We start from the raw sequence: 8,107 nt of genomic DNA, 5'->3' as shown, positions 1-8,107 counted from the left end.
GGCCTTAACCGGCCCGATTCAGGCAACGTTACGATCCACGGCCACGATGTCGTCAGCGACTACCGCGCCGCGCGCCGCAATCTCGGCGTGGTGCCGCAAGAACTGGTGTTCGATCCGTTTTTCACGGTGCGCGAAACCTTGCGCATCCAGTCCGGTTATTACGGCCTGAAGAACAACGACAAGTGGATCGACGAGGTGATGGAAAACCTCGACCTGACCAACAAGGCCGACACTAACATGCGCGCGCTGTCGGGCGGCATGAAGCGGCGCGTGCTGGTGGCGCAGGCGCTGGTGCACAAGCCGCGGGTGATCGTGCTGGACGAGCCGACCGCCGGCGTCGACGTCGAATTGCGGCAGACCTTGTGGCGCTTCATTTCGCGCCTCAACCGCGAAGGCCACACCGTGGTCCTGACCACGCATTACCTGGAAGAAGCTCAAGAGCAGTGCAACCGCATCGCCATGCTCAAGCTGGGGCAGGTGGTGGCGCTCGATTCCACCTCGGCGCTGATCAAGCGCATCGCCGGCTCGCAATTGCTGATCAACCTGTCCAGCGGCAGCTTGCCGGCGGCGCTGCAGCCTTTGGTGCTGCATGCCGACGGCAGCAAGTTCGCGCTGCGGGTCAATGAATATGCCGATGTCGAACCGATCCTCGGCGCCTTGCGCCATGCCGGCGCGGTGATCGAGGACATGCAGCTGCAGCAGGCCGACCTGGAAGACGTGTTCCTGCAGATCATGGACAGCAAGGTCAGCGCCAGCGGGTTTAATGTTTTTGCCGACGAATACAGCGCGGGCGGTGTCAAATGATGATCGGTTTCCAAACCCTGTTCTACAAGGAAGTGCTGCGCTTCTGGAAAGTGGCGACGCAAACCATTGGCGCGCCTATCCTGACGGCGATGCTGTACTTGCTGATTTTCGGCCATACCCTGAAAGACCACATCGAGGTCTATCCCGGCGTGCAGTACACCGCGTTCCTGATTCCCGGCCTGGTGATGATGAGCGTGTTGCAAAATGCCTTCGCCAATACCTCGTCATCGTTGACACAGTCGAAAATGACCGGCAATCTGGTGTTTGTCCTGCTGACGCCGCTGTCGCACTGGGAACTGTACGGCGCTTATGTGCTGGCCTCGGTAGTGCGCGGCGTGGCAGTCGGCCTGGGCGTGTTTGTCATTACAGCCTGGTTCGGCAACCTGTCTTTCGTGGCGCCATGGTGGATCGTGATTTTCGCTTTCCTGGGAGCGGCGCTGCTGGGCACCATGGGCCTGATCGCCGGCGTCTGGGCCGACAAGTTCGACCAGCTGGCGGTGTTCCAGAATTTCCTGATCATGCCGGCGACCTTTCTTGCCGGCGTGTTTTATTCGATCAAATCGTTGCCGCCGTTTTGGCAGGCCGTATCGCATTTGAATCCGTTCTTTTATATGATAGACGGATTCCGTTACGGCTTTTTCGGGCAGTCAGACATTAACCCGCTGATCAGCCTGCTGATCATTTGCATATTCCTGGCGTTGTTGTCGGCGGTAGCGGTGCAGATGCTGAAGCGCGGCTACAAATTGCGACACTGAGTACGGCATCAAGCTGGAAAAACAACTGAGAAAATATTATGTTCCCTACACCCGATCTCGTTAAAAGTTACATCGCCGCCGGCCTCGACTGTTCGCACCTGGATGTCGAGGGTGACGGCCAGCATTTCAAGGCGGTGATCGTGTCGACCGCCTTTGCCGGCAAGCGTCCGATACAGCGCCACCAGATCGTCTATGCGGCGCTGGGCGACCGCATGCGCGAAGAAATCCATGCCTTGTCGATGAAGACATTGACGCCGGAAGAATTTCAAGAAAACAAATAACCGGCAGGGCGTGCGCCTTGCCAGATACAACGAACCACACAGCGAGAAGTCACCATGGATAAATTATTGATACAAGGCGGTAACCGCCTTTCCGGCGAAATCACCATTTCCGGCGCAAAAAATGCGGCGCTGCCTATCCTGTGCGCCGGTTTGCTTACCTCCGACCAGCTGCAGCTGAGCAACGTGCCCAACCTGCACGATGTGTCGACCATCCTCAAGCTGCTGCGCCAGATGGGATTGAAAGCGACCCAGGACGGTCATTTCGTGACCTTGCAAGGCGACGCCATCACCAACCTCGAAGCGCCCTACGAAATGGTGAAAACCATGCGCGCATCGATCCTGGTGCTGGGTCCGCTGCTGGCGCGTTTCGGCGAAGCCCGGGTATCGCTGCCGGGCGGCTGCGGCATCGGCTCGCGTCCGGTCGACCAGCACATCAAGGGCTTGCAGGCGATGGGCGCCGAGATTTCGATCGAAGCCGGCTACATCCATGCCAAGGCCAAGAAGCTCAAGGGCACACGCGTGGTGACCGACATGATCACCGTCACCGGCACCGAAAACCTGCTGATGGCAGCGACCCTGGCCGACGGCGAGACGATCCTGGAAAACGCCGCGCGCGAACCGGAAGTCACCGACCTCGCCAACCTGCTGGTGGCGATGGGCGCGAAGATCGACGGCATCGGCACCGACCGCCTGACGATCCAGGGCGTGGACAAGCTGCACGGCGCCGACCATGCTGTGATCGCCGACCGTATCGAGACCGGTACCTTCCTGTGCGCGGTAGCGGCCACCGGCGGCGACGTCATGCTGAAAAACACCCGCAGCCATATCCTCGACGCCGTGCTGGACAAGCTGCGCGAAGCGGGCGTGATCCTGACTTCCGGCGACGACTGGATCCGCGTGCAGATGGCGGCGCGGCCGAAGGCGGTCAGTTTCCGCACCACCGAATACCCGGGTTTCCCGACCGACATGCAAGCGCAGTTCATGGCCATGAACAGCATTGCCGAAGGCACCAGCCATGTCACCGAAACGATCTTTGAAAACCGTTTCATGCACGTGCAGGAAATGAACCGCCTTGGCGCCGCCATCGATGTCCAGGGCAATACCGCCATCATCAAGGGCGTTGACAAGCTGGTCGGTGCGCCGGTGATGGCGACCGACCTGCGCGCTTCCGCTTCGCTGGTGATTTCCGGCCTGGTGGCGCAAGGCCAGACCCTGATCGAACGCGTCTACCACCTGGACCGCGGCTATGACCAGATGGAGCGCAAGCTGTCGGCAGTCGGCGCCAACATCGAAAGAATCAAATGAGCCAGAAGCTGACCCTGGCGTTGTCGAAAGGCCGCATCTTTGAAGAGACCTTGCCGCTGCTGAAGGCAGCCGGCATCGAGGTCACCGAAGATCCGGAAACTTCGCGCAAGCTGATCCTGGCGACCAACGATCCGCAGGTCAACGTGATCATCGTGCGTGCTTCCGACGTGCCAACTTACGTGCAATACGGCGCTGCCGATTTCGGTGTGGCCGGCAAGGACGTGCTGCTGGAGCATGGCGGCGAAGGACTGTACCAGCCGATCGATCTGGATATCGCCAAGTGCCGGATGTCGGTGGCGGTTTCGGCCGGCTTCGACTACGCCAGCGCAATCCGCCAGGGCGCGCGCCTGCGGGTCGCCACCAAATACCTGCTGACCGCGCGTGAGCACTTTGCTGCCAAAGGCATGCACGTCGACTTGATCAAGTTGTACGGTTCGATGGAACTGGCGCCGCTGGTCGGGCTGGCGGATGCGATCGTCGACCTGGTCAGCACCGGCGGCACCTTGCGCGCCAACAAGCTGGTTGAAGTCGAACACATCATGGATATCTCTTCGCGGCTGGTGGTGAACCAGGCCGCCTTGAAACTGAAGCGCGACCGCTTGCAGCCGATCCTGGAAGCTTTTGAAAAAGCTTCGGTTCAATAAGACGCCGCCGTTACGAAACTGCACGCAGCAAACTGGAAGCAACATGAGCATAGCAATCAGAAAATTCGATGCGGGGCTGCCGGATTTCCAGGCGCACCTGAACGCGCTGCTGGCGTTCGAGGCCAGCGAAGACGAAGCCATCGACCAGGCCGCTGCGCGCATCCTGGCTGACGTCAAGGCGCGCGGCGACGCCGCCGTGCTGGAATACACCAATCGTTTCGACCGCCTCAGCGCAAACAGCGTCAGCCTGCTGGAAATCGGCCAGCAGGAATTGCAGGCGGCGCTGGCCGAACTGTCTCCCGAACGTCGCAGCGCCCTGCAGACCGCGGCCGACCGCGTGCGCAGCTACCACCAGCGCCAGAAAATCGAATGCGGTTCGGACGGCTTCAGCTACACCGAAGCCGACGGCACCGTGCTGGGGCAGAAAGTCACGCCGCTGGACCGCGTCGGCATCTATGTCCCCGGCGGCAAGGCGGCTTATCCTTCGTCGGTGCTGATGAATGCGATTCCGGCCAAGGTTGCCGGCGTGCAGGAAATCATCATGGTGGTGCCGACTCCGGACGGCGTCAAGAATCCGCTGGTGCTGGCCGCCGCGGCTATCGCCGGGGTCGACCGCGTGTTCACCATCGGCGGCGCGCAAGCAGTAGCGGCGCTAGCCTACGGCACTGCCACCATTCCCCAGGTCGACAAGATCGTCGGCCCCGGCAACGCCTATGTTGCGGCGGCCAAACGGCGCGTGTTCGGCACGGTCGGCATCGACATGATCGCCGGCCCGTCGGAAATCCTGGTGCTGTGCGACGGCACTACCGATCCGGACTGGATCGCGATGGACCTGTTTTCGCAAGCCGAGCACGATGAACTGGCGCAATCGATCCTGCTGTGTCCGGACGCGGCGTATATCGCCGCCGTCGAAGCCAGCATCAACCGCCAGCTGCCGCTGATGCCGCGCCATGAAGTGATCCGCACATCGCTGGTCAACCGCGGCGCGCTGGTGAAAGTGCGCGACATGGAGCATGCCTGCGAGATCGCCAACCACATCGCCGCCGAGCACCTGGAAATTTCCGCCGAAAATCCGCAACGCTGGGCTGACCGCATCCGCCATGCCGGCGCCATGTTCCTGGGCCGTTTTTCATCTGAAGCCTTGGGCGATTACTGCGCCGGCCCGAACCACGTGCTGCCGACTTCACGCACCGCGCGATTCTCGTCGCCGCTCGGCGTCTACGATTTCCAGAAACGTTCCAGCATCATCAATATCAGCGAAGCCGGCGCCCAGACCCTGGGCAAGGTCGCGGCGGAACTGGCTTACGGCGAAGGTCTGCAGGCGCATGCCCGCTCCGCCGAATACCGCTTGAAAGACAAGCCGCAATGACAGCCTGCAATGGCAACGGCGCGTGGCAGCGATGAGCGACGACTGGATCGACCGTGTCTTTGGCGAGGACGCCCTGCAGGGCCTGCAGCGTATCCCGGACGGTTCAGTCGACCTGCTGCTGGCCGATCCGCCCTACGGCCTTGGCAAGGATTACGGCAACGATTCCGACAAGCTCGACACCGCGGCTTACCTGCGCTGGACCGAAGAATGGATAGACGCTGCCTTGCCGAAACTGAAACCGAACGGCAGCCTCTACATTTTCCTGACCTGGCGCTTCTCGCCCGAGATTTTTGTCATGCTCAAGCAGCGCATGATCATGAACAACGAAATCATCTGGGACCGGCGGGTGCCTTCGATGGGCGGCGGCACCCGACGCTTTTCGTCGGTGCACGACACGATAGGCTTCTTTGCCTGCGCCAAGGACTATTACTTCGACCTCGACGCCATCCGGATTCCCTACGACGCCGAAACCAAGAAAGCCCGCTCGCGCTCGATTTTCGTCGGCGCCAAGTGGCTGGAACTGGGCTATAACCCGAAAGATGTCTGGAGCGTCTCGCGCCTGCACCGCGAACATCGCGAGCGGGCCGACCATCCGACCCAAAAGCCGCTGGAAATCGTGGAACGCATGATCAAGGCCTCCTGCCCGCCGGGCGGGATCGTGCTCGATCCTTTCATGGGCAGCGGCACCACGGCAGTGGCGGCGCGCCGCTGCGGACGCCGCTTTGTCGGCTTTGAGCTCAATCTCGAGTATTGCGCGCTGATTGAACAGCGGCTGGCGCAGCTCGACGGCCAGACCCCGGGCGAACGGCCGCTGGCTGAGCGTTCGGCTTGAATAGCAACGCTGATAGCGATTATCAGGACGGCTATTAGCGGGAAAACATGAAAATGTCGGTAAAATGGCGGTGCAGCCCAAAAAGCTGCCTTGGCCAGGCTTCACTAGTGATCAATGGGGAAGCGGGGGAAGCAGAGAAGCTGCAACAATCCCGATCTTAAATCCGATCGTCGAATAATTTAGTACACTTACCTCCACGGCGCCCTTGCGCCACCACCTAGTAAATTGGTCTCAAGCTCAACATGTCTACGCCTCGAACTGCATCGATCACGCGCAACACCAACGAGACGCAAATCCGCGTCTCCATCAATCTGGACGGCAGCGGCCAGCAAAAGCTGAATACCGGCGTGCCGTTCCTCGACCACATGCTGGACCAGATTGCACGGCATGGCCTGATCGACCTCGATATCGAAGCCAATGGCGACCTGCACATCGACGCCCACCACACGGTGGAAGACGTCGGCATTACCCTGGGGCAAGCGTTCGCCAAGGCCATCGGCGACAAGAAGGGCATCCGCCGCTACGGCCATGCCTATGTGCCGCTGGATGAAGCGCTGTCGCGCGTAGTGATCGATTTTTCCGGCCGTCCCGGCCTGGAATTCCATGTACCGTTCAAGCGCGCCATGATCGGCGGCTTCGACGTCGATCTGACCCACGAATTTTTCCAGGGTTTTGTCAATCATGCATTGGTATCTTTGCATATCGACAACCTGCGCGGCGAAAACGCCCATCATCAATGCGAAACCGTCTTCAAAGCGTTTGGCCGGGCATTGCGCATGGCTACAGAACTGGATCCGCGTTCCGCCGGCACCATTCCTTCGACCAAGGGCAGCCTTTAAGGTGAGCTTCGGTTGAGCTTATTTACCCGGACTTTCCTCGGGACTTGAATCTTTATCATGAACAAAATTGTTGTGGTTGACTATGGCATGGGCAACTTGCGCTCGGTGGCGCAAGCCCTGCGCCAGGTAGCGCCGGAAGCCGAGGTCCTGATCTCCGGCACGATTGCCGATATCCAGTCCGCCGACCGCCTGGTCTTGCCAGGGCAGGGCGCAATGCCGGACTGCATGCGCAGCCTGCGCGAATCCGGGTTGCAGGAGGTGCTGCTGGAAGCCGCGCGCAACAAGCCGCTGCTGGGTGTCTGCGTCGGCGAACAGATGTTGTTCGACCTGAGCGAAGAGGGCGATACCGCCGGCCTGGGCTTGTTGCCCGGCAAGGTAGTGCGCTTCCGCCTGGACGGCCGGCTGCAGGACGACGGCTCGCGTTTCAAGGTGCCGCAGATGGGCTGGAACCGAGTGCGCCAGGCGCAGTCTCATCCGCTCTGGCATGGTATTGCCGACCAGGATTATTTTTATTTCGTCCATAGTTATTACGCAGCGCCGGCCGATGCTGCGCATACCTTCGGCGAGACTGAGTACGGTGCGGCGTTTAGCTGCGCGGTCGGTCGTGATAATATTTTCGCGACGCAGTTCCATCCGGAGAAAAGCGCCAGCGCCGGCTTGCAGCTGTACAAGAATTTCGTGCAATGGAAACCTTGAATAGATTCCGGCATTGCCGCCGGTTTATACGGTTTTTTATTCAGATTTTTAACTGACTTCACCTCATACAATTGTAGCCATGCTGCTGATACCTGCCATCGACCTCAAAGACGGTCACTGCGTACGCCTGAAACAGGGCGATATGGACCAAGCCACCGTATTTTCCGACGATCCGGGCGAAATGGCCCGCCATTGGCTGATGCAGGGCGCGCGTCGCCTGCACCTGGTCGACCTGAACGGCGCGTTCGCCGGCAAGCCGAAGAACGAGCCTGCGGTCAAGTCCATCATCAAGGCGGTGCGCGAATTCGCCATACTCAACGGCGTCGAGGAAATCCCGGTGCAGCTGGGCGGCGGCATCCGCGACCTGGACACCATCGAACGCTACCTGGACGACGGCCTGAGCTACATCATCATTGGCACCGCCGCGGTCAAGAATCCGGGATTCCTGCACGATGCCTGCAGCGCCTTCCCGGGCCAGATCATCGTCGGCCTCGACGCCAAGGACGGCAAGGTCGCCACCGACGGCTGGAGCAAGCTGTCCGGCCACGAAGTGATCGACCTGGCCAAGAAATTCGAAGACTA

At 60.4% G+C, this 8,107-nt stretch carries 10 protein-coding genes; all 10 read left to right on the top strand.

Annotated elements, in window-relative coordinates:
* The coding region (locus JWQ61_RS05120; protein WP_304359568.1) for an ABC transporter ATP-binding protein at positions 1-804 on the top strand (804 nt) is incomplete at its 5' end.
* Positions 804-1,559 carry an ABC transporter permease gene (locus tag JWQ61_RS05115; RefSeq protein ID WP_041742945.1) on the top strand — a complete coding sequence of 252 codons (756 nt, stop codon included), beginning with the start codon at positions 804-806 and terminating at the stop codon, positions 1,557-1,559. The genes JWQ61_RS05120 and JWQ61_RS05115, both read left to right, overlap by 1 nt.
* Positions 1,560-1,597: 38 nt before the next feature.
* A complete protein-coding gene (locus JWQ61_RS05110) occupies positions 1,598-1,840 on the top strand; it encodes a BolA family protein (protein ID WP_304359567.1) in 243 nt (80 codons plus the stop codon).
* A gap of 54 nt (positions 1,841-1,894) precedes the next feature.
* Positions 1,895-3,145, top strand: a complete 1,251-nt coding sequence (murA, locus tag JWQ61_RS05105) for a UDP-N-acetylglucosamine 1-carboxyvinyltransferase (protein WP_304359566.1) — start codon at positions 1,895-1,897, stop codon at positions 3,143-3,145.
* Positions 3,142-3,789: an ATP phosphoribosyltransferase gene (hisG, locus tag JWQ61_RS05100; protein ID WP_120237381.1), complete on the top strand. Its 648-nt coding sequence runs from the start codon at positions 3,142-3,144 to the stop codon at positions 3,787-3,789. Before murA ends, hisG begins: the two co-directional genes overlap by 4 nt.
* A gap of 43 nt (positions 3,790-3,832) precedes the next feature.
* Positions 3,833-5,158, top strand: a complete 1,326-nt coding sequence (gene hisD / locus JWQ61_RS05095; protein ID WP_304359565.1) for a histidinol dehydrogenase — start codon at positions 3,833-3,835, stop codon at positions 5,156-5,158.
* Positions 5,159-5,189: 31 nt separating this feature from the next.
* Positions 5,190-5,990 carry a site-specific DNA-methyltransferase gene (locus JWQ61_RS05090; protein ID WP_304359569.1) on the top strand — a complete coding sequence of 267 codons (801 nt, stop codon included), beginning with the start codon at positions 5,190-5,192 and terminating at the stop codon, positions 5,988-5,990.
* A 242-nt stretch (positions 5,991-6,232) separates the two neighbouring features.
* Complete coding sequence (hisB, locus tag JWQ61_RS05085; protein ID WP_061538748.1) at positions 6,233-6,829, top strand: imidazoleglycerol-phosphate dehydratase HisB; 597 nt, start codon at positions 6,233-6,235, stop codon at positions 6,827-6,829.
* 57 nt (positions 6,830-6,886) lie between these two features.
* Complete coding sequence (gene hisH / locus JWQ61_RS05080; protein WP_304359564.1) at positions 6,887-7,525, top strand: imidazole glycerol phosphate synthase subunit HisH; 639 nt, start codon at positions 6,887-6,889, stop codon at positions 7,523-7,525.
* 79 nt (positions 7,526-7,604) lie between these two features.
* Positions 7,605-8,107 (top strand): 1-(5-phosphoribosyl)-5-[(5-phosphoribosylamino)methylideneamino] imidazole-4-carboxamide isomerase (locus JWQ61_RS05075; protein WP_304359563.1); only part of this gene is annotated, 503 nt, incomplete at its 3' end.

This window comes from Collimonas fungivorans, from assembly GCF_028292705.1.
Taxonomy (GTDB): Bacteria; Pseudomonadota; Gammaproteobacteria; order Burkholderiales; family Burkholderiaceae_D; genus Collimonas; species Collimonas fungivorans_B.
This window is presented reverse-complemented; position numbering and strand designations above follow the sequence as displayed.